At 72.6% G+C, this 20160-nt stretch carries 17 protein-coding genes and 1 pseudogene; 5 read left to right on the forward strand and 13 right to left on the reverse strand.

What is annotated here, in order from left to right:
• Positions 1-11: 11 nt before the first annotated feature.
• Positions 12-1766, forward strand: a complete 1755-nt coding sequence (locus tag FL583_RS31315) for a putative bifunctional diguanylate cyclase/phosphodiesterase (protein ID WP_142708484.1) — start codon at positions 12-14, stop codon at positions 1764-1766.
• Here FL583_RS31315 and FL583_RS31320 read toward each other — a convergent pair.
• From FL583_RS31320 to FL583_RS31355, 8 genes are all read right to left on the reverse strand, one after another.
• On the reverse strand, positions 1763-2911 hold the full coding sequence (locus FL583_RS31320; protein ID WP_142708485.1) for an esterase-like activity of phytase family protein: 1149 nt from the start codon (positions 2909-2911) through the stop codon (positions 1763-1765). The genes FL583_RS31315 and FL583_RS31320 overlap by 4 nt on opposite strands.
• Before the next feature lie 102 nt (positions 2912-3013).
• Complete coding sequence (locus FL583_RS31325; RefSeq protein WP_142708486.1) at positions 3014-5668, reverse strand: protein kinase domain-containing protein; 2655 nt, start codon at positions 5666-5668, stop codon at positions 3014-3016.
• Between the two features lie 72 nt (positions 5669-5740).
• Positions 5741-7174 (reverse strand): Re/Si-specific NAD(P)(+) transhydrogenase subunit beta, encoded by a 1434-nt coding sequence (gene pntB / locus FL583_RS31330; RefSeq protein WP_142708487.1) that lies wholly within the window; start codon positions 7172-7174, stop codon positions 5741-5743.
• Between the two features lie 3 nt (positions 7175-7177).
• Entirely contained in the window at positions 7178-8725 is a 1548-nt protein-coding gene (locus tag FL583_RS31335) for a Re/Si-specific NAD(P)(+) transhydrogenase subunit alpha (RefSeq protein WP_142708488.1), read from the reverse strand.
• A gap of 235 nt (positions 8726-8960) precedes the next feature.
• Positions 8961-9185: a hypothetical protein gene (locus tag FL583_RS31340; protein WP_142708489.1), complete on the reverse strand. Its 225-nt coding sequence runs from the start codon at positions 9183-9185 to the stop codon at positions 8961-8963.
• Positions 9186-9248: 63 nt separating this feature from the next.
• A complete protein-coding gene (locus FL583_RS31345; RefSeq protein ID WP_142708490.1) occupies positions 9249-9794 on the reverse strand; it encodes a winged helix-turn-helix domain-containing protein in 546 nt (181 codons plus the stop codon).
• A 98-nt stretch (positions 9795-9892) separates the two neighbouring features.
• A complete protein-coding gene (locus FL583_RS31350) occupies positions 9893-11464 on the reverse strand; it encodes an alkaline phosphatase D family protein (protein ID WP_205752627.1) in 1572 nt (523 codons plus the stop codon).
• Between the two features lie 23 nt (positions 11465-11487).
• A complete protein-coding gene (locus FL583_RS31355; RefSeq protein WP_142708492.1) occupies positions 11488-12387 on the reverse strand; it encodes a fatty acid desaturase family protein in 900 nt (299 codons plus the stop codon).
• A 108-nt stretch (positions 12388-12495) separates the two neighbouring features.
• Here FL583_RS31355 and FL583_RS31360 point away from each other — a divergent pair, with 108 nt between their 5' ends.
• The 3 genes from FL583_RS31360 (at position 12496) to FL583_RS31370 (ending at position 15703) form a co-directional block, all read left to right on the forward strand.
• Positions 12496-14628, forward strand: coding sequence for an MMPL family transporter (locus tag FL583_RS31360; protein WP_142708493.1), 2133 nt, complete (start codon positions 12496-12498; stop codon positions 14626-14628).
• Between the two features lie 62 nt (positions 14629-14690).
• Entirely contained in the window at positions 14691-14885 is a 195-nt protein-coding gene (locus FL583_RS31365; RefSeq protein WP_205752628.1) for a ferredoxin, read from the forward strand.
• Positions 14882-15703, forward strand: a complete 822-nt coding sequence (locus FL583_RS31370; protein WP_142708495.1) for an HAD family acid phosphatase — start codon at positions 14882-14884, stop codon at positions 15701-15703. The genes FL583_RS31365 and FL583_RS31370 overlap by 4 nt, the downstream gene beginning before the upstream one ends.
• A 45-nt stretch (positions 15704-15748) precedes the next feature.
• Here the strand turns inward: FL583_RS31370 and FL583_RS31375 are convergent, their stop codons facing one another.
• From FL583_RS31375 to FL583_RS31390, 4 genes are all read right to left on the reverse strand, one after another.
• Positions 15749-16408, reverse strand: a complete 660-nt coding sequence (locus FL583_RS31375; protein ID WP_142708496.1) for a DUF3618 domain-containing protein — start codon at positions 16406-16408, stop codon at positions 15749-15751.
• Complete coding sequence (locus FL583_RS31380) at positions 16405-16809, reverse strand: phage holin family protein (RefSeq protein WP_142708497.1); 405 nt, start codon at positions 16807-16809, stop codon at positions 16405-16407. Before FL583_RS31380 ends, FL583_RS31375 begins: the two co-directional genes overlap by 4 nt.
• A 5-nt stretch (positions 16810-16814) precedes the next feature.
• On the reverse strand, positions 16815-17780 hold the full coding sequence (locus FL583_RS31385) for a hypothetical protein (protein WP_142708498.1): 966 nt from the start codon (positions 17778-17780) through the stop codon (positions 16815-16817).
• A 125-nt stretch (positions 17781-17905) separates the two neighbouring features.
• Complete coding sequence (locus tag FL583_RS31390; RefSeq protein WP_142708499.1) at positions 17906-18475, reverse strand: TspO/MBR family protein; 570 nt, start codon at positions 18473-18475, stop codon at positions 17906-17908.
• 59 nt (positions 18476-18534) lie between these two features.
• On the opposite strand from FL583_RS31390, the gene FL583_RS31395 reads away from it, so the two are divergent.
• Positions 18535-19788 carry an FAD-binding protein gene (locus tag FL583_RS31395; protein WP_142708500.1) on the forward strand — a complete coding sequence of 418 codons (1254 nt, stop codon included), beginning with the start codon at positions 18535-18537 and terminating at the stop codon, positions 19786-19788.
• Here FL583_RS31395 and FL583_RS43180 read toward each other — a convergent pair.
• A pseudogene (locus tag FL583_RS43180) lies at positions 19735-20013 on the reverse strand (IS110 family transposase); the annotation flags it as partial. The gene FL583_RS31395 and the pseudogene FL583_RS43180 sit on opposite strands and share 54 nt — an antisense overlap.
• Between the last annotated feature and the right edge of the window lie 147 nt (positions 20014-20160).

The following is a 20160-nucleotide window of genomic DNA, read 5'->3' on the forward strand; positions in this document are numbered from 1 at the left end:
CGGGAGGACACGTGCGGATCAGCAGTGCCCCGTTCAGCATCCTGGGTCCACCGGGCGACGCCGCCTCCGTCACGCCCTGGTCGGTGGGAGAACTCGCCGGCGAGGTCGTCGTCGTGTCCGCGGACGACTTCTGCGCGGACCTCGACCAGCTGTTCCGGTCGCGGGACACGCTCACGGTCGTCGTCGTGCGCGACTCGGCCCGGCGGACCGGGCTGATCATGCGGTCGGCGTTCGAGCTCGTGATGTCGGGCCCGTTCGGGTACGGCCGGTCGCTCTGGGGTCGCCGCCGGATCGGCGCGATGGCCGACTGGACCCCGGTGGTCCTCTCGGCCGAGACGCCGATCACCGACGCGTCCCACCGCGTCCGCACCCGGGGCTGGCAGAACCGGTACGACGACCTGCTGGTCAGCTGGCCGGGCGGGCGGCTCGGCCGGGTCTCGGCGGCCCGGCTGTTCGACGCGCTGGCCCGCCGACTCGTCGAACAGGCCACTCAGGACGCGCTGACCGGCCTGGCCAACCGGCGCCACTTCCTCGATTCGCTGGCGTCGGCCTGCGCGGACGAGTCGCACAGTGTCGCGGTCGCATTCGTCGACCTCGACCGGATGAAGGGCGTCAACGACAGCCTCGGGCACGGCGTCGGCGACCAGCTGCTGGTGTCGGTCGCGCGCCGGCTGCTGGCCGCGTCCGGGCCCGGGGACGTCGTCGCCCGGCTGGGCGGCGACGAGTTCGCGGTGCTTCGCACCGCGTCCGCTGGAAGCTCGGAAATAGCCGCACCCGCGTTCGGCGAGCAACTCCGGGCCGCGGTCGACGCGATCGATCCGACGCTGCCGCAGGCAGCGCACAGCACCGCGAGCGTCGGGGTCGCGGTGGCGAGCGCGCCGGTGGAGCCGGGCGAACTCCTGCGGGACGCGGACGCGGTGATGTACCGGGCCAAGCGGGCCGGACGGAACGCGGTGCGGGTCGTCCGGAGCGGTCGGCCGGTCCCGGTCCGACGGTCGGCCGGGGCCCAGCGGCTGCGCAACGCGCTCGACGACGGCGAGCTGCAGCTGCACTACCAGCCGATCGTCGAGGTCGCGACCGGCCGGGTCGTCGGCGCGGAGGGGCTGGTCCGGTGGCGGCACCCGCGCCGCGGGCTGCTCGCGCCGGGCGAGTTCCCGGCCGACTCGCTCACCGGCCTGGCGATGATCGACGGGTGGGTGCTGCGGACCGCGTGCGCCGACCTCGCGTACTGGATCAGCGTCGTCGGCGATCGCGCGCCCGAGCACGTCAGCGTCAACGTGACCGCGGCCGCGCTGCGCGACGGCGGGCTGGAGGACGCGGTGCTGCGGGCCACCGCGCAGGTCGGGCTGGAGGCCCGGCAGTTGCACCTCGAACTCCCGGAGACCGCGGACCTCACGCTGCTGACCGACGCGGTCGGCAACCTCAACACGCTGCGCAGGCACGGCGTCGGCGTGGTGCTGGACGACATGGGCGCGGGCAGTTCGACGCTCCGCCACCTCTCGGTGCTCCCGGTGTCGGGGCTGAAGATCGACCGGTCGTTCGTCGCCGGGATGCTGATCAACGCGAACGACCGGCAGGTGGTCAAGCTGCTCACCGGGCTCGGGAAGAATCTGGACCTACCGGTGATCGCCGAGGGCGTCGAGCAGCCGGACCAGCTGGCCGAGCTGGTCACCCTGGGCGTGCCGTACGCCCAGGGCTACCTGCTCGGCCGCCCGGCTCCGGCGGTGCAGTTCACCGGGCGGCTGATCGAGAGCGTGGCCGTCTAGAGGCCTTCGACCGCGAAGGCCAGGAACTCGGTGACCTCGGCCGTGTTGAAGTTGTCGTCGGTGACCAGGATCAGGCTGCGTCGCCCGTCCTTCAGACGAGGCCCGAGGGTGGCTCCCTCGACGTTGTCGAGGCGCAGGCCGGGCACGTCGGACAGGTCCAGCAGCAGCTGCTTGCGCATCGGTTTCCCGCTCAGACCCTTGTCGAGGACGTTCGTCGCGCCGCGGGTGTCGGCCAGGTAGAGACGGATCTTCCAGGTGTTCGTCTCGAAGATCGACGCGCGTTCGACGACGAGCAGCCGGCCGTCGCCCAGGGCCAGCGCCTCGGAGAGCCCGTTCGTGTCGGTCGAGTCCGCGGCCGGCGGCGTCGCGAACAGCTTCTCCAGCGGGTACGCGTACTGGGCGACCGGCTTGCGGGTCCGGGCGTCGATGGCGGTGATCCGGGTCAGCGCGCCGTTGGTCGCGGACGGGTCCGGGCCGTCCTGGAACAGCGGGTCCTCCATCGACGCGTAGAGCGTGCGGCCGTCGGGAGTGAACGACAGGCCCTCGAGGGTCTGGTTCTGACGCGGGCCGACCTGCTCGGCGCTCATGTGGAAGAGCGTCGGGAGCTGGGCCTTGGTGCGGCCGGTGCGGTCGGCGACGCGGATCGTCGGGTCGCCGAGCGTGGGCGTGCCGGTGGCCGGGACGATCCGTTCGCCCTCGCTGCTCCAGAACAGCCGGCCGGAGCGGGGGTCGACCGCGATGCCCTCGGGGTCGGGGGCGACGACCGGCGGGGTGGCGGTGGAGTCGGTCGGCGGGAACGTGGCGCCGTCCGGCTCGAGCCAGGGCTTGGTGCCGGTCAGCGTGACCTTCGGGCCGGTCGTGGTGACGTCGATCTTGGCCGTGTAGAAGCGCGCCGGGTTCTTGGCTGAGCGGTCGTCGCTGATGATGAAGTACTGGCCGGTGCGACGGTCGTAGCTGATCGCGGAGAGGCCGCCGACCGTCGTCCCCTGGAATTGAAGGGCGTTCGGGAGCGTCTGGACGCCGAGGAACTCGAGGCCGGGGAGGGGGTGGGCCGGGTGGGCTTGGGCCGGGGCTCCGGCGGCGGCGGCTCCGATCGTGAGGGCGGCGGTGAGCAGGACGGCAGACGCGGCTCGGGCTCGCGGCATGGAACGTGCCTCCGGATACGCGGAATCTGGTCGCCGGGAACGGTAGGCCCGAACTGTGGCGCACGCGTGTAAATGAGGCGAACCGGAGATGTTGCTGCGGGTCTACGGCACCAGTATTGCGTTGCCCCAGGCCACGGCGGCGTCGGTGCCGCCGTCTTCGCAGTAGTACTCGGAGCTGGCCGAGACGGCCAGGCGGATCGTGCTCGCGCCTGCGGGCAGCGGGATGCTGAGTTGTCCGGGCTCGCTGCCGGCGTAGATCGTGTCTTCCGCGACCTGGGTGCCGTCGACCGAGATCGTGTAGTGCAGGGAGCCGATTCCACTGTCGTCGGCGCGGTCGTCCATGCCGACGTAGGCCTGGAGGGTGCGGTAGGTGCCCGGTATCTCGAAGTCGGCCCAGGCGGCGTCGTTGGCTTCGCCGTCGTAGGTGGTGCAGGCCGGTTTGATGCGGACGCTCTCGTCGTACTCGACGCCGTTGATCTGGGCTCGGCCGCGGGAGACGCTCGCTTGGTCGTCGCCCTTGTGTGCGTTGAGGAACTCGGCGTCGGACGGTTTGTCGTCGCCGGTGCCGACGACGAAGGCGGGGGTGGGTGTTGGCTTTTTGCTGTTCTGGGCCAGGGGGGTGGGGGAGGTGTTCGTGGTGGGGTCGCCGTTGTCGTTGTTGAGGAGGACCAGGCCGACGATGACGGCGAGCAGGAGGATGACGGCGGCGGCGCCGGCCGGGAGCAGGTAGCGCCGGCGTCTGCTGCCGCTGGGCGGGGCCCATTGGGTGGTTCCGGTTGCCGGGGAGCCCGTGCCGCCGGGGGCGTAGCCGCCGGGACCGGCCGGGTACGGCCCCGAGTGGCCGGGTGCGTGGGCCGCGGAGTCTCCGGGGGCGTGGGGTGCGCCTGCGTAGGGGTCGGAGGCTCCGGGCGCGGGGTGAGCGGACCCGGCCGCGTAGGGGCCGGGAGGGCCGGAGATCGGTTCGCTGGGGACGGCCGGGCGCGGCGGCGACGCCACTCCGGGGGCGAACGCGCTGCCCGGGGTCGGCCCGGTTGCTGCGGGTCCGCCGGGGGCCGGAGCGGTCGGCCCCGAGGCTGGCTCGGCGGTCGTGGGACCGCCCGGGGCGGGTGCGGCCGAGGCGGGGGCACCCGGGGTGGGTGCGGCCGAGGCTGGAGCACCCGAGGCGGGTGCGGACGAAGCTGGGGCACCCGAGGTGGGGGCACCCGGGGCGGGTGCGGCCGGGGCGCGGGTTACCGAGGCGGGGGCGGCGGTGGCCGGGGTCGGACCGGCGGCTGCGGGTCCGCCGGAGGCGGGAAGAGCCGAGGCGGGGAAAGCCGAGGCGGGCGGGCCCGAGGGCGGCGGACCGGAGGTGGGCGCGGAGAAGGACGCGCCGGAGGAGGGGGAGTCGGGGACGGGTCCGCCGACCGGCGGGGCACCGGCCGGTCCGCCCGGGACCGGTCCCCCCACCGCGGCCCACCCGGCTGCGGGCGCGCTATCCGCCGCCGGATCACCCACCGCACGGCTCCCCGGCGAGCCGCCGCCAACAGCACCGCCGCCCACCGCCGATCTTCCGGCCGGACCGAACTCGCCCGCCGCCGGGCCGGGCGCGCCCGCCGCCGGACCGAACCCATCTGCCGCTGGACCGAACCCACCTGCCGCCGGGCCGTGCCCGCCCCCCGTCGGGCCGAACCCACCTGCCGTCGGGCCGAACCCACCTGCCGTCGGGCCGGGCGCGCCCGCCGCCGGACCGAACCCACCCGCCGCTGGGCCGAACCCGCCCGCCGCCAGGCCGGGCCCACGCCCTGCCGGGCCGGGGCCGGCCGGCGCGCCGGCCGGCCTGGGGTCGGCGGCGATCGGGGGGAAGGGCTCGACTCGGGTCGGGTTCAAGGGCGGTGGGGTGGGGGTCAGGCCCGGGGTCGCGCGCAACAGCGCGGCCAGCGCCGCCGCCGACGACTGCGGCGAACCGTTCACGATCGGGTACAGCAGGTCACGGGCCTGCGCGGTCGTCAGGCGGTCGTCGGGCTCCTTGGCCAGTAACCCGTCGAGCACCGGCGCCAGCGGCCCGGCCTTCTCGGCCGCCCGGTGCGGCCTCGTCGCGCTCGCGAACAAGCCCGCCAGCGCATCCGTCGTGTCGAACGCGTCCACCGCCTCGACCGCCGCATACAGGGTCGCCCCGAGGCCGAACAGGTCACCGGCTCCGCTCGCCGCGCCGCGGAGGACCCGCTCGGGCGCGATGAAGCCCGGCGTCCCCATGACGACGCCCGGCAGCGTGCGCGACCCGGCCCCGAGCACCGACGCGATCGAGAAGTCGGTCAGCAGCACGGTGCCGTCCGGCTGCACCATCACGTTCTCGGGCTTGACGTCCCGGTGCCAGACCCCGGCCTCGTGCGCCGCGTCCAGCGCGTCGAGCAGCATCAGCCCGATGCGCGCGACCAGCACCGGCGGCAGCGGCCCGGCCGCGCCGATGACGTCGGACAGCGACCGGCCCGATACCAGCGGCATGACGATGAACGGCGTCCCGTAATCCTCGACCACGTCGTGCACCGAGATGATGTTCGGGTGGTTGAGCTTCCCGGCCGCGCGCGCCTCGCGCATCGCGCGGTCGACGAGCTCGGCCCGCTCCTCGTCGGTGCTGGTCGGCGGGATCCGCAGCTCCTTCACCGCGACGGGCCGGTGCAGGCGCAGGTCGAACCCCCGCCACACCACGCCCATCCCGCCCGTACCGACGACGGAATCGAGCCGGTATCGCCGGTCGACGACCCGCCCTGGTGCGCTCATCCTGCTGTTACTCCCTCACCGTCCGGCCACGACGACCGTATCGCCTCGGGCCTAGCGGCTCGGTTCGCCGGACTACACGCCCAGTGTCTCCCGCGACGGCGCCCCCGCACTCGTGCTGGTCAGCGCCCGGATGATGTCTTCGACGCGGGCTTTGGCGTCCCCGAAGAGCATTTGGGTGTTTTCTCGGAAGAAGAGCGGATTCTGGACGCCGGCGTAGCCGGCCGCCATCGACCGCTTGAAGACCACGACGTTCTCGGCCTCCCAGACGTGCAGCACCGGCATCCCGGCGATCGGGCTGGCCGGATCCTCGGCCGCCGACGGGTTGACCGTGTCGTTCGCCCCGATGACCAGCACCACCGACGTCGACGCGAAGTCGTCATTGATCTCGTCCATCTCCAGGACGATGTCGTAGGGCACCTTGGCCTCGGCCAGCAGCACGTTCATGTGGCCGGGCAGGCGACCGGCGACCGGGTGGATGCCGAACCGCACCTCGACCCCGCGGTCACGCAGGATCCGGGTCAGCTCGGCCACCGGGTACTGGGCCTGGGCGACGGCCATGCCGTAACCGGGCGTGATGATCACCGACCGGGCCGCGGCCAGCAGGTCCGCGGTGCCCTCGGCGGTCACCTCGCGGTGCTCGCCGTAGTCGGTGTCGGACGCCGGACCGGCGGCGATACCGAAGCCACCGGCGATCACCGAGATGAACGAGCGGTTCATGGCCTGGCACATGATGTACGAGAGGTAGGCACCGGACGAGCCGACCAGCGCACCCGTCACGATCAGCAGATCGTTGGAGAGCAGGAACCCCGACGCCGCGGCGGCCCAGCCGGAGTAGCTGTTGAGCATCGAGACGACGACCGGCATGTCACCGCCGCCGATCGAGGCCACCAGGTGCCAGCCCAGGGCCAGCGCCAGCACGGTCAGCGCGATCAGCAGCCCGAGGTTCGGCGTGGCCACGAACCAGACGGTCAGCGCGACGAACACGACGAGCGCCCCGATGTTCAGCGCGTTCTTGCCCGGCAGCATCAGCGGCGCGGAGTTGATCCGGGCCGAGAGCTTGAGGAACGCGACGATCGAGCCGGTGAACGTCACCGCCCCGATGAACACGCCGATCGCCACCTCGGCGTGGTGAATCCCGAGCAGGGAGCCCGACAGCGACGAGTGCTCGAGGTAGCCGTTCCAGCCGACCAGCACCGCGGCCGCGCCGACGAAGCTGTGCAGCAGCGCGATCAGCTCCGGCATGCCGGTCATCTCGACGACCCGGGCCCGCCAGAGCCCGATGCCGGCTCCGACCACCATCGCCGCGATCAGCAGCACCCCGCCGACGACCGACACGTCCCCGTCGATCGCCAGCACGATGGTCGCGACCAGCGCGATGACCATGCCGACGATGCCGGACGTCGCCCCGGCCCTGGACGTCTCGTGCTTGGACAGTCCGGCCAGGCTGAGGATGAACAGCAGGGCAGCGAGCAGATACGCGGCCTGAGCCGCCGACGTCACGGTCACGGATCAGCTCCTCGAGAACATGCCGAGCATGCGGCGGGTCACGGCGAATCCGCCGAAGATGTTGATGCTGGCCAGCAGGATGGCGATCGCCGCCAGCGCGGTCACGGAAACCTCGTCGTGGCCGATCTGGAGCAGCGCGCCGACGACGATGATCCCGGAGATCGCGTTGGTCACCGACATCAGCGGCGTGTGCAGCGCGTGGTGGACGTTGCCGATCACGTAGTAGCCGATCACGATCGCCAGCACGAACACGGTGAAGTGCGCGGTGAGCGCGGCCGGGGCGAACGCGACGATCAGGAACAGCGCAACCGCCGCGACCGCGGCCGGGACCAGCCGCCGCGCCGGGCTCTTCGCCGGCTTCACCGGCGCCGGTTCCGCCTTGGCGGCGGCCGGCGCCGCGGGGGCCGCGCTCACCGCCACGGGTGGCGGCGGCCAGGTCTGCTCGCCGTCGCGCACGACGGTCATCGACCTCTGGACGACGTCGTCGAAGTCGAGGACGAGCCGGCCGTCCTGGCCCGGGGTGAGCAGCTTCATCAGGTTGACGAGGTTCGTGCCGTAGAGCTGCGAGGCCTGCGCCGGGAGCCGGCCGGCCAGGTCGGTGTAGCCGATGATCGTCACGCCGTGGTCGGTGACGATCGCCCGGCCGGCGACGCTGCCCTCGACGTTGCCGCCCTGCGCGGTGGCCATGTCCACGATCACGCTGCCCGGCTTCATGCTGGCCACGTGCTCGGCGGTCAGCAGTTTCGGCGCCGGCCGGCCGGGGATCAGCGCGGTCGTGATCACGATGTCGACGTCGGCCGCCTGGGCCGCGTAGAGCGCGGCCGCGGCCCGGTCGTAATCCTCCGACGTGGCCTTCGCGTAGCCGTCGGTGGACGCGGCGACGTCGACGTTCACCGGGAGGAACTCGCCGCCCAGCGAGCCGACCTGCTCGGCGACCTCGGGCCGCGGGTCGGTGGCCCGCACGACCGCGCCGAGGCTGTTCGCGGCCGCGATCGCGGCCAGCCCGGCCACCCCGGCCCCGGCGACCAGCACCTTGGCCGGCGGGACCTTGCCCGCCGCGGTGACCTGGCCGGTGAAGAACCGCCCGAACGCGTGCGCGGCCTCGATCACCGCCCGGTACCCGGCGATGTTCGCCATCGACGAGAGGACGTCCATCGACTGCGCGCGGGAGATGCGCGGGACGGCGTCCATGGCCAGGACCGTGACCGGGCGGGTCGTCAGGGATTCCAGCAGCGCCGGGTTCTGGGCCGGGGCGATCAGCGCGACCAGCGTCGCACCCTCGGCCAGCGCGGCGATCTCGGTCGCCGACGGCGCGTTCACCTTCAGCACGACGTCGGACCGCCAGACCGCGTCGGGGTCGCCGATCCGGGCCCCGGCGTCCAGGTACGCCTCGTCGGAGAAGCTCGCCGCCGCCCCGGCACCGGACTCGACGACCACGTCGTACCCGAGCCCGACGAGCTGCTTGACGGTGGCGGGTGTTCCGGCGACCCGGGTCTCGCCCGGCGCGGACTCGGTGACGATGCCTATCGTCTGCCCTGGCGACTCGTCCATCGGGCGTCCTCCCTCGTCAGCGCTGACGGGTGCTCAGGCGTCGGAAGGTCGGCGCGCGGCCGCGCGACGGCTGATTCCGATGGCACCGATCAGCGCGGCGACCACGACCTGCGGAATGCTTGCACGAAATTTCTGGGTCCGAATACCGGTGTAACGAACGCCTCAGGCCTGCGAGTTCGAAACGCCGATACTCAATCAATTCAGATTGACGTTCGTGACAAAAACAGTGGATCGATCAGGACTTCTCGTCGTTCTCGGTACTGCGGATCCACATGTCTTCGGCGATGAAGAATTCGAGCAGCGACGCGATCTCCGCCGGGGAGTCCCCTTCGACGACGATTTCGCCGTTGATCTTGATCGTCACGTCGTCGAGTAACTCGAGCGTGCGGATCTCCGGGGTCGCTTGCATCAGCACGGCGATCACCTGGGTGAGGCTGGCGTCGTCGAACGCGCGCTCCATGGGTCTGTCCTCTCGTCGCGACTACGGGAGAACAGAGCGCGAAGCGTGGCTCCTGATACGTCGTCAGTCGACTCCGGGGAGGACCGCGACGCGGTCGGCGTGGTCGAGGCGGTAGCCGACACCGCGGATCGTGACGATGCTCGGGCCGGTGCCCGACAGCTTGGCCCGCAGCCGGCGGACGTGGACGTCGATCGTCCGCTCGCTGGAGCGGAACCGGGTGCCCCAGACCGCGTCGATGAGCTGGCGGCGGCTGAACACCTGGCGCGGGTGGCGGGCCAGGTACGAGAGCAGGTCGAACTCGCGCCGGGTGAGCGTGAGGTCGGCGCCGTCCTGCACCGCCACCCGGCGGCCGGCCAGGATCCGCAGCGGCGCCCGCGGCGCCGGCGCGGCCGGCCCGGCAGGCACGGCCGCCGCCGGCGCGCCCTCACCGAAATCCAGCGAGACGTTCGCGCTGACCGCCGTGTCGCCGGTGCGGGCGTGCTCGGCCAGGAGGTCACTGATCTCCGCGCACAGCGTCGAGGCGACGCCGGTGGCGTGCCCGCCGGTCAGGTCGATCTCGACCAGCACCCGCGCCGAGACCGGCGCTTCCAGCTCCGCCTGCGCCGTCATCGAGTTCCGACCTCCTGCCGAACGTCCGGCCCGCTCAGGTCACCCTAAGCAGGCCCCGCCACTCCGCGCTGGCCCGCACGGCCCACCTTCATGCTCACTCACGCCGGGACGAGCCCCGGCCGGCCGGCCACGGTCGCCCAGGAGGCGGTCGTGGTCACCGGGGACGTCCGCACCGCGATCGAGTCGACCGTGCGCGCCTCCGCCAGCCAACGCTCCGGCGTCACGTCGAACCGGAGGTAGCCCCGGCGCGAACCGTCGAAGTACCGCACGTGCGGATTGAGCGTCGGGTTCGCGGTCTTCAAGGGTGCGTCGAACGCGGCCGGGAAGTCCGAGCTGACGCTGGTGGCGGTGAACTCAACCGCGACCGGAGCCGACGTCAGGTCGTCCCGGTCGATCCGGAGGTCGGAGAACCACGACGAGTGGATGTCGCCGGCCAGGACGACCGGGTTGGCCACCCGGTGCGAGGCCAGGAACCGGAGCAGCCGGGTGCGGGCCGGGTCGTAGCCGTCCCACTGGTCGAGGTTCGCGATCGGCGGCAGCGGGTGCGCCGGGTCGAGGAAGTTCGGGAACCGGATCTGGCTCATCATCACCTGCTGTGCGATGACGTTCCACCGGGCCGACGACCCGCTCAGCCCGCCCTTCAGCCACTGCTCCTGGGCCGCCCCGGTCAGCGTCCCCGCGGTGTTGCCCAGGCCGGACGCGATCGGCCCGAAGTCCGACGCCGTGCCGGGCGGCTGGTCGGTGCGGTACTGCCGGGTGTCGAGGACGTTGATCCGGGCCAGCCGGCCGAAGTCGAACCGCCGGTAGAGCCGGTAGTCGGGCGAGCCCGGCCGCACCGGGCGGCGCAGCGGCAGGTGCTCGTAGTACGCCTGGTAGGCGGCCGCACGCTGGGCGGCGAACACCGACGGCGACTGGTACTTCGGCGTGTTCAGGTCGTCGATCTCGTCGATCAGGCCGGCGTAGTTGTTCTCGACCTCGTGGTCGTCGGGCGTGAGGATCCACGGGAAGGCCGCGTGGGCGGCCCGCAGGGCCGGGTCGGTCTTGTAGAGCGCGTGGCGGGCCCGGTAGTCGGCCAGCGTGCGCAGCTGGTCCAGGCCCGCGGTCTGCGGCAGCGTGTGCTGACGGTCGGGGTAGACGCTCTTCGGGTCGTACTCGTAGATGTAGTCGCCGAGGTGCAGGACGACGTCGAGCTCCTCGGCGGCGAGCCCGTCGTAGGCGGGCCAGTAGCCGTTCTGGAAGTCCTGGCAGTTGACGACGCCGATCCGGAGCCGGTCGACGCGCGCGGAACCGGCCGGGGCGGTGCGGGTGCGCCCGGCCGGGCTCAGGTGGCCGGCCGCCCGGAACCGGTAGAAGTACTGGCTGCCCGGGCGCAGGCCGCGGACGTCCACGTGCACGGAGTGGGCCAGCCCGGGACGGGCGGCGGCCGTGCCCCGGCGCACGACGTGCGTGAACCGCTCGTCGGTCGCGACCTGCCACTGGACCTCGATCGGCTTCCCGGGCAGCGAACCCGCGTTGAGCGGGTCGTTCACCAGACGGGTCCAGAGCACGACGGCGTCGGGCAGCGGGTCGCCGCTGGCCACCCCGAGCGCGAACGGATCGGATTTGAGCGGAGCCGCGTGAGCGGATCGGACGTCGACCGTGAGCAGCGCGGCACTCGCGGCGGTACCCACCAAGAAACGTCGGCGATTGATCATCAATGCCTCCGAACGCCAGGGGAGCTGGCTATCAGTGTTCCCGCGGGCAGCGGCCCGCGGAGCTGTTTGCCGACAGCGGCGAACCAGTCGTCGTGGAATTCGTCGCCGTCGGCCGCGAACGCGGTGCGGAGCTCGTGCCACGGCAGCCCGGGGTGCCGGTGGTGGACGCTGTGCAGGTTGAACGCCAGCACGAACGTCTCCAGCGGGCGCGGTAACCGGAGGTTGAGCGCTTCCAGCGACGCGTCCAGCCGGGTGCCGTAGTGGTAGGCGTTGTCGGCCAGCGAGATCAGCAGGCCCCGCCCGGCGAGCGCGGCGACGAGCATCCAGCCGTACCGTCCGTAGGCGAGGAAGGCGGCCAGGTGCACGGCGACCACGGCTGAGGCGTCCAGACGGAACTGGGTCAGGAAACGACGGCGGACGCGGTCGAACAGCAGGCCGGTGATCGTGTCGGGCCGGTCGGTCCGGCGGACCAGCGCGGCCCAGCCGCGCTCCGGCAGGAGCGCGAGCAGGACCGACGCCACCTCGGCCAGGTACAGACCGCCGAACAACCGCAGGTAGTAGCCGGGGGCGTGCGAGGCCCAGCGGCCGGTCGCGTAGATCTCGGTGCGCTCGCGCTCGGTCCGGCTGTACCGGTGGTGCAGCAGGTGACCGCTCTTGAGCAGCGCGAACGGCGCGCCGTAGCCGATCGCCAGCACCCGGCCCCAGGCGTCGTTGGCCCGCCGGTCGCGGACCAGGCTGCCGTGGATGGCCTCGTGGAGCAGCGACCAGAACGGGGTCGTGAGCAGCGTGAGCGGGATCAGCAGCAGCCCCCAGGCCGGGCTGCGGGGCAGCAGCCAGAGCGGCAGTACGACCAGCTCGATGCCGAGCCCGACCACCGCGGCACCGATCAGTCGACGCATGCCGCGGACGCTACGGCCCGGGCCTGTCCGCGGACCGACGCCGAGATGAAGGTTCGGTTGGCCACCTGACGGGATATAACGGTCAAAACGGATGTTCAGGGAGGCGTCGTGGCGGGGTTGCTGTATCGCCTGGGTGTCGTCGCGTACCGGCGCCGAATCCTGATGTCGTTGGGCTGGCTGCTGGTGCTGGCGGCGGTCGGAGTCGGCGCGGCCACGCTGTCCGGCTCGACCGTGAACACGTTCAGCATCCCCGGGCAGGAGTCGACGACCGCGCTGGACCGGATCGGCGAGCGGTTCGGTTCGGCCGCGAACGGCGCGTCGGCTCAGGTCGTGTTCCAGACGTCCGGGCCGATCACCGGGGCCGCGACCGAGGTGGCCGCGGCCGTCACCCGGCTGAACGGCCTGCCGGGGGTGGTGAGCGCGACGAACCCGCTCGACCCGGCGTCGCCGGTCGTCTCCCGGGACCGGCGGGCCGCCTACAGCACGGTCACGTACGCGGTGCCGGCGACCGACCTGACGTCCGGGCAGCGGGAGGCGCTGCTCGCCGCGGTGTCGTCGTTCCGGTCCGACCGCCTCGACGCCGAGGTGACCGGCGAGGCGTCGCAGGCCCAGGGCGGTGACGTCGGCGGGCCGGCCGAGGCCGGTGGTGTGGTCGTCGCGCTGGTCGTGCTCGCGATCACCTACGGATCGCTGGTCGCCGCCGGGATGAACCTGCTGACCGCGCTGGTCGGCGTCGGGATCGGTGCGCTCGGCATCACCGCGCTGACCGGCTTCGTCGAGCTGCAGGCCACCACGCCGGTGCTGGCGATCATGCTCGGACTGGCCGTCGGCATCGACTACGCGCTGTTCCTGTTCACGCGGTTCCGGCACGAACTGGTCGACGGGCGTGCGGTCCGGGAAGCCGTGCCGATGGCGGTCGGGACGGCCGGGTCGGCGGTGGTGACGGCCGGGCTGACCGTGGTGATCGCGCTGGCCGGGCTGTCGGTCGCCGGGATCCCGTTCCTGACCGAGATGGGGCTGGCCGCGGCCGGGACGATCGTGGTCGCGGTGCTGATCGCGGTGACGCTGGTACCGGCCGTGCTGGCGTTGATCGGTGTGCGGGCGCTGCCCCGCCGGAAGCGCGCGTCCCGGGGTTTCGTCGCCGGCTGGGCCCGGCTGGTGACGTCCCGGGCCTGGATCTGCCTGGGGGCGGCGATCGTCGTGCTCGGGGTGATCGCGATCCCGGTCGCGTCGATGCGCACGTCGCTGAACCAGCCCGCGCCGGAGGACAGCACGCAGGCCCGGGCCGCGTCGATCATCTCGGCCCGCTTCGGGCCCGGCTTCACCGGGCCGCTGCTGATCCTGGCCGACGGTCCGGACGCGGTCGCGGTCGCCAAGTCCGCGATGGCCGCGGTCCGCGACCTCGACGGCGTCGCGGTGGTGGCCGGCCCGAACGTCAACGGCAATGGGGACGCTGCGCTGGTGAGCGTGATCCCGTCGTCGGGACCGGACGCGGCCGCGACCGTGGCGCTGGTGCATTCGCTCCGGTCGGCGCTGAGCCGCGTCGGGGGGAGCGCGTCGCTGTCGGTGACCGGGGCGACCGCGGTGAGCGTCGACGTGTCGCAGAAGCTCAGCGAGGCGCTGCCCCAGTACCTGGTGCTGGTCGTGGGGCTGGCGCTGGTGCTACTGATCCTGGTGTTCCGGTCGCTGCTGGTGCCGGTGACCGGCGTGCTCGGATTCCTGCTGACGATCGGGGCCGCGCTCGGGGCCACGACCGCGGTGTTCCAGTGGGGGTGGCTCTCCGCGGCGGTGAACGCGGACGTGACCGGGCCGCTGCTGAGCCTGTCGCCGATCATCGTGGTCGGGATCCTGTTCGGCCTGGCCATGGACTACCAGGTGTTCCTGGTGTCGCGGATGCACGAGGCGCACGCCCACGGGTTGTCGCCGCGGTCCGCGGTCGTGACCGGCTTCCGGCAGGCCGCGCCGGTCGTCGTGGCGGCCGCGTCGATCATGTTCGCGGTGTTCGCCGGGTTCATTCCCCAGGGCGACGAGACGATCAAGCCGATCGCGTTCGCGCTGGCCACCGGCATCCTGTTCGACGCGATCGTAGTGCGGATGATCGCGATGCCGGCCGCGCTGACGCTGCTCGGGAGCGCGGCCTGGTGGTTGCCGTCGTGGCTGCGGTGGCTCCCGGCGGTGGACGTCGAGGGCGCCGCGTTGGAGCGCGAACCGGTTAAGACGCCAGAATTTGCCCACCAATGACCGGCGGGTGCCCTACCGTGCTCGGGAACGGAAATCTGGTTCCTCGGCTGAGGGGGAGCATCGTGAAAGTTCGGGCCGACAACGAGCGCTGCGAGGCGCACGGGCAGTGCTGGATGGTGGACGAAGACCTGTTCACCTTGGACGACGACGGCTACAGCACGCTCGGAGCCGGGGTCGACGTCCCGCCGGGCAAGGAAGCGGTGGCCCAGGCCGGCGTCGACGCCTGCCCCCTGCAGGCGCTGCGGATCGACGCATGAAGCGCCGGCTCCTCGTCGCGCTCGCGTCGGTCGCGGGTGCGCTCGCGCTGGTGGGCGGCGGGGTGGCGATCGCCGACACGCCGCAGCCGGCGATCACGACGAAGACCCCGCGCACCGAGCGGGACGTGACGAACATCGACATCGTCCGCCAGCAGATCAAGAACTACTACGGCGACGCGCTCGGCACCGGCACGTTCGGCGCCGACAGCAACTACGCCAAGGAGGCGACGAAGGTCGCGTCCGCCGGGCAGACCTACCTGGCGCGGCCGTACCGGGGCGCGAAGAAGAAGGCGATCCTGCTGGACGTCGACGACACGTCGCTGAACACCTGGAACTACGAGATCGCGTCGAACTTCGCGTTCAACCCGACCACGAACGGCCAGTATGTGACCGGCCAGCTGTTCCCGCCCGTCCCGGGCATGGTCAAGATGGCCACCGCGGCCCAGAAGGCCGGGTACGCGATCTTCTTCCTGACCGGGCGGGGCGCGGCCCAGGAGGCGGCCACGCTGGGCAACCTGACGTCGGACGGCATCGGCGTCGACGCCGGCTACCCGAAGCCGACGACGCTGACCAACGGCGAGGACGGCCTGTTCACGAAGCCGGCGGTCGCGGACTACCCGGCCTATCTCAAGACCGCGTGCGCGAACGACCCGAACGGGGCCTGCACGACGATCCACTACAAGTCGGCGACCCGGGCGCACATCGAGTCGCTCGGCTACGACATCGTCGCGAACTTCGGCGACCAGTACTCCGACCTCAAGGGCGGGTACGCGAACCGGACGTTCAAGCTGCCGAACCCGACGTACTACCTGCCGTGAGTCTCGAGCGGGGCCCGGATCGTTCCGGGCCCCGCTCACTCACCCCTACTGCCGGGCGGTCTCCTGGACCGTGCCCGCGCGGTCCTTCGCGTCTTCCTTGAGCGAGTCCGCGTGACCGCTCGCGGTGTCCTTGACCTCCTGCGCGGCCCCGGTCGCCGTCTCCTTCACCTGCTGGGCCGCCTGCTGCGCCGGCTCCTTGAGGTTCTGGCCGACCTCCTTGGCCTTCTCGGTGACGGCCTGCTTGACCGGCTCCGCGTGCTCCTTGAGCGCCGCGCCGGCCTTCTGCTCCGGACGGCTGGCCGGAATCAGGCTCGACGCCAGCCAGCCGACGCCGAACGCGATCAGCCCGGCCGCGAGCGGGTTGCCCTGGGCCTTGCGACGGGTCGCGCTGGCGGCGTTGCCGGCCGCGTCGGCGGCCGAGTCCTTCACGTCGGACGCCCGGTCGGCGAGGCCGTGTCCGGCGTCGGCGGTGCCGTGTGCCTTGTCTTTCACGGTGTCGGTGAGGTCCGAGGCCGTACCCATGATTCGCTCCTTCGCCGTCGAGGCCGCGTGGGTCACCCGTCCGACCTGACGCCGGGCGGCCTGTCGCGGGCTGACCTTCTCGACCAGCGCGTCGACGTCGTCGCCGAGGCGCATCCGGCGGCGCATGATGTCGCGCTCGATCTCTTCCTTCGACTGGTAACCGTCGTCGTCCGGGCGTGTCACCGGGCCTCCCTGTTCTTCACGTATCGCACGTCCTCTTTCACGGTCTCGACCGTCCGCGTCGGAACCGGGTTGACCTGCTTGACCTTGGTGCGGCCGTAGGCCGCGAGCGCGGCGGCGCCGGCCGCCCACAGGACGCCGACGATGAGCGCGGCCCAGCCGATCGGCATCAGGGCGTCGAGCCCGTACATCAGCGCGAGCGAGAGGAACAGCAGGGCGAGCCACCCGGCGATGCCGGCGCCGCCGAACGCGCCACCGGCCTTGCCCGCCTTGGCGACCTCGTCCTTCGTCTCCGCCTTGGCCAGCGCGATCTCCTGACGCACCAGCGCGGTGAGATCGTCGGCGACCTCCCGGACCAGATCCCCGACCGACGCGTTGCTCACGTCCTGGCGGGGATCACCCATCGCGGTCACGGCCGGCCCTCGCGGTAGCGCGGGTCGTCGTAGGGGTCGACCGGGCGGCCGTCGGGGTCGGTCACCGGAGCGGCCGGGGGCGGCGGGGGATAGCCGGACTCACCGGTGCGGTAGGCGGGGTCGAGCGGGTCGGCGCCCGGGACGTAGCCCGGGTCGGTGGGGGTGCCGGTGCCGGTGCCGTACGCCGGGTCGGCCGGGGCGTAGCCGGGGGTTCCGGGGGCGTAGGCCGGGTCGGACGGGACGTAGCCGGTCTCCGGGGGCGGGGAGACGGTGCCGGTGCCCGGGAACGGCTCGGCGGCCGGGGTGTAGGGCGAGGTGGCGTAGCCGCCGGTGGGCGGTACCTCGGCGACCCCGACCGCGGTGTCGTCGCCGTAGGCCGGGGTGGTCGGGAACGTCTCGGTCGCGCCGACGCCGAGGCCCGAGTAGGTCGAGTCGGGTCGCGTGTCGTCCACGAAGGAGGAGCGGCCGGAGTCGCTCGACGCGGCCTGGACCCCGCGGAAGACCCGACCGGCCACCACGCCGGCCGCCCCCGCGAGCAGCAGGAACGTGCCCGGGCGGCGCCGGGCGAACGACCGGACGTCGTCCAGAATGGCGTCCGGGCCGCGCTGGTCGAGGTAGTCCGCGACCTGGCGGGCGTAGTCGCCGGCCCGCCGGGTGATCTCGGTGGTCAGCGCCGAGTGGTCGTCCCGGCCCTGGCCGAGCTCGTCGCCGGTGGTCCGCAGCGCGCTCGCGAGCCGCTGACGCTGGGCGTCGACCTGGCCGTTGACCTCGTCCCGGGTCGTGCGCAGCAGGTCAGCGGCCTGGGCCTTGGTCTCGGACGCGACCTGCGAGGCCTGCTCGCTCGCGGTACGGGCGACATCGGACCCGGCGTCCTTGGCATGGGACGCGAGCGCGGCACCCTCCTGCTGTGTGGTGCCCGCTGTCTCCCGGGCCCGGTCCGTCGTACTGGGCGTGCTCGTCATGTCAACCCCTGGGGGTAACTCGGGGATCATGTCGAGCGCAGGGTGTCCGCTGGAACGACGCAGAAACCTCTAGTCGCGTGACTTTCCGTGAACAATGTGTAGGGATAACCGGACACTGAGGACGATCAGTTCGCCAACCAGAGCGCAAGGTTGAGCGCTGCCGCATACGTCACCCAGAGCAGATAGGGGACGAGGAGCGCGCCGGCGGCCGTCCGGATCCGGGCGAACGCGGCGGCGTTCGCGAGGATCACCGCCCAGAGGACCGCGATCTCGGCGAACGCCAGGCCGGGTTGTTCGCCGGCGAAGAACAGCCAGGTCCAGGCCGCGTTCAGCACGAGCTGCCCGGCGTAGAGCCCGAAGGGCCCGGTCCTGCGGCCGGCGTAGCCGGCACGGCTGGGCCGGCTGGGCCGGCTGGGCCGGACGGGCTGGCTGGGCCGGCCGGCGGCGGGGTCGGCGGGGCCGGAGCGGCGCCAGGCGAGCCAGCCGGCGATGGCGATGAGCGTGTAGAGGACGGTCCAGACCGGTCCGAAGACCCCGGCCGGGGGTGCCCAGGCGGGCCGGTCGAGCCCGTCGTAGTACTCCCCGGCGTCGACGCTCGCCAGCCCGCCGACGGCCGCGGCGGCGAACGCGGCCGCCAGGAACCCGGCGAGCGCGAGCCAGCGGTTCGTCGGGCGGGCGGCTCGGGGTGTCACCATTTGCCCAGCCTGGGAGATGCCCTGCTCACCGGCAACCCGGGGCATGCGAGGCTGACGGTATGGCCACCGCACTCAAGAACTGGGCCGGCAACGTCGAGTTCTCCACGCACACGCTCCACCGCCCGCTGAGCGTCGAGCAGCTGCAGGAGATCGTCGCGTCCGGCGACCGCCTCCGGGTCCTCGGCACCGGGCACTCGTTCAGCACGATCGCCGACAGCACCGGCGCGCTGATCACGGTCGCCGACCTGCCCCGGCGCATCGAGATCGACGAAGACCGGCGGGCGGTCACGGTGAGCGCCGGCACCCGCTTCGGCGAGCTGACCCAGGTGCTCGAGCCGGCCGGCTGGGCCCTGCACAACCTCGGCTCGCTGCCGCACATCAGCGTCGGCGGCGCGGTGGCCACCGGCACCCACGGCTCCGGCATCACGAACGGGACGCTGGCCACCGCGGTGAGCGCGGTCGAGTTCGTGACGCCGACCGGCTCGTTGGCCCGGGTCGAGCGGGGGGACGCCGACTTCGAGGGGTCGGTGATCACGCTCGGCTCGCTCGGCGTCGTCACCGCGCTGACGCTCGACATCCAGCCGACCTACCAGATCGAGCAGCGCGTCTACGACCGGATGTTCCTCTCCGCGCTGCGGGTGAACCTGCACGAGGTGCTGACCGCGGCCTACAGCGTGAGCGTGTTCCTGACCTGGAAGCGTCCGTTCGCCGACCAGGTGTGGGTGAAGCACCGGGTCGACGCCGGACCGTGGCCGCACGGCCGCGACTGGCTCGGGGCGACGCTGGCGCCCAGCCAGCGCAACCCGGTGCCCGGGCAGGATCCGGGGTTCACGACCGAGCAGGGTGGGGTGCCCGGGCCGTGGAACCAGCGGCTGCCGCACTTCCGGCTGGAGTTCACGCCCAGCGCCGGCGACGAGATCCAGAGCGAGTACCTGCTGCCGATCGAGCAGGCGGTCCCGGCGCTGGACGTGCTGTCGTCCCTGGCCGACACGATCGCGCCGATCCTGCACGTCAGCGAGTTGCGCACGATCCGCGGCGACGAGCTGTGGCTCTCGGAGTTCTATCAGCGGGACACGATCGCGCTGCACTTCACCTGGCACCCGGACCCGGTCGCGCTGGCGCCGGTGCTGCGCGAGCTCGAGGCCCGGCTGAAGCCGCTGGGTGCGCGTCCGCACTGGGGCAAGGTTTTCTCGATCCCGCCGGCCGAGGTCGCTGCGCTCTATCCCCGGTTCGCCGACGCCCAGGCCCTGATCCGTCGCTACGACCCGGACGGCAAGTTCCAAAACGAGTTCACCGACACCTACGGCCTCTAGCCGGCCGGCGTGCGCCCGGGCGGTTCGGCGCCAGCCGGCTGGCCGGCCGAATCGGGACGGCCGCTCGACGACGGCCGGATGTGCCACTCGGGGGCCGAGGGCGCGTTCGGCGGCGGGGCGGACCTGGGTGAGCAGGCCGCGGATGAGGTCGTCGTCGAAGACGTCCGGTACCTCCAACTCGGCGAGGGCTTCGTCGCCGGCGTCGACGCCGCGCAGCGTGTGCGGTCAGGGGCGGACCGCCCCCTCGTTCGCCTTGGGCGGCATCGTCTCGGCCGCGGCGGCGCCCGGGACGGCGACGGTTCGCTGATCGGGGGCAGGAGGTCGGTCACGAGTTCGCGCCGATGCGCTCTCTGCGCTCGACCGTGCCGCTGC

The organism is Cryptosporangium phraense (assembly GCF_006912135.1).
Taxonomy (GTDB): domain Bacteria; phylum Actinomycetota; class Actinomycetes; order Mycobacteriales; family Cryptosporangiaceae; genus Cryptosporangium; species Cryptosporangium phraense.